General features: G+C 65.2%; 2 protein-coding genes. Both read left to right on the top strand.

Annotated features, from left to right (window positions below; genetic code table 11):
- Nucleotides 1-400: 400 nt before the first annotated feature.
- Entirely contained in the window at nt 401-1,069 is a 669-nt protein-coding gene (locus VBE63_RS29215; RefSeq protein ID WP_323686480.1) for an Rpn family recombination-promoting nuclease/putative transposase, read from the top strand.
- An 18-nt stretch (nt 1,070-1,087) separates the two neighbouring features.
- The gene (locus VBE63_RS29210) at nt 1,088-1,333 is read left to right on the top strand and encodes a DUF4351 domain-containing protein (protein ID WP_323686479.1); all 246 of its coding nucleotides are present in this window, start codon (nt 1,088-1,090) and stop codon (nt 1,331-1,333) included.
- Nucleotides 1,334-1,455: the final 122 nt, after the last annotated feature.

Below are 1,455 nucleotides of genomic sequence, written 5' to 3'. Positions count from 1 at the left end.
CCCAACTACCGCACTGCCCCCCAGCTGATGCGGTGCTGGACGCCACCACATTCGAGGGTGTGCTCGGCACCGAGCCCTGAGCCCCCGTCCCGGGGAGCGCCGCGGACCCTTCAAGCCGCCAGCGTCTCAATGACCTTCCCACGCCGCTGCAGCAGCGTCACTCCCGCACTCAGCACCTGGTTGGCCACCGCATCATTGGCGCTGAATAGTGCCATCACTGGGCGACAGTAAACGCATCTGCTCGAAGGTCGGTCGATTATGATCTGGCAGTGTCCCCGGGTTCGGGTCAGACTGTTCCAGCACAAGTTACCCGGTGTACTCGGAGCGGGGGCCGGCGTTTCTCCAATCTGAGACTGCTGCCGGCAGGCTGAAAAGCATAGAATCAAGTGGAGGGCCAAGGATGGCTGCCGATCTGCTCGACCCGCGAAATGATTACGTCTTCAAGCGCATTTTCGCCGGCTCGCCGGACCTTGCGGCGGCGCTGATCAACGACCTGCGCCCGAGCGCGCCCCCCGTGGTGACGGTCGACATCCTCAACCCCACCATTGCACCGGAAGAACTGACCGGCAAGACCATCGTGCTGGATGTGCTGGCGCGAGATGCAAGTGGCCGGCGCTACAACATCGAGATGCAGGTGCGTCGCTATGCCAACTGGTCGTCCCGCGCCCTCTATTACCTGTCGCGCCTGCTGGGCAGCCAGCTCAGCGCGGGCGAGGGCTACGAGGATGTCAGTGGTGTCGTGGGTATTCACATTCTGGGCTTTGACCTGTTCCCGGAAGAAGACCAGGCCCTGTGGTGCTTCGAGCCTCGGGATGCGCATCGGCCGCACGTTGCATTGGGCACCGCTTTGCAGTGGAATATCTTGGAATTGCCGAAGGCAGAGCGGTTGTGGCGTGACCGCGGGTTGGGCGCCCCTGAAGCGCAGGGCAGCGAGCACAGCCTGCGCGCCACGCGCGCCTGGGCCGCTTTCTTTGAACACTGGGCGGAGGAATCCATCATGGCAGACATCCAGCACGAACCCGTGGTCAAGGCCATGGGCCGCATCATCGAGCTGAGCGCCGACGAGTAGGCGCGGCGCCTCGCCTTTGTGCGCGAGCGGGCCATTCGGGACGAAAAGGCGGCGCTGCGGTATGCGCGAGAGGAAGGCCTTCAGCAAGGCCTCGAGCAAGGCGAATCCACCATCCTCCGCCGCCTACTCACCCGCCGCTTTGGCCCGCTGCCCGCGTGGGCCGAACAGCGCCTCGCCGGCGCCACTACCGACCAGCTCGAAGCCTGGGCTGACGCGGTTCTGGAAGCGGCCACACTCGAGGGTGTGCTCGGCGCTGAGTCCTGAACCGCGGAGCCGCGGCCAGTCGCTGTCAGGTGAGACGCTGGAGCTCGCTCGTGTCGCCAACGTCTCAATGACCTTCCCACGTCGCTGCAGCAGCGTCACTCCCGCGCTCACCGCCGGGTGCT

This window comes from Lamprobacter sp. (assembly GCF_034860625.1).
GTDB lineage: Bacteria > Pseudomonadota > Gammaproteobacteria > Chromatiales > Chromatiaceae > Lamprobacter.
Note: the sequence above shows the minus strand (reverse complement) of the source record. Positions and strands in the feature narration are given on the sequence as shown.

Coding starts and splice junctions, on each gene's coding strand:
- VBE63_RS29215 (WP_323686480.1), top strand. CDS start 401: ATGGCTGCCGATCTGCTCGACCCGCGAAATGATTACGTCTTCAAGCGC.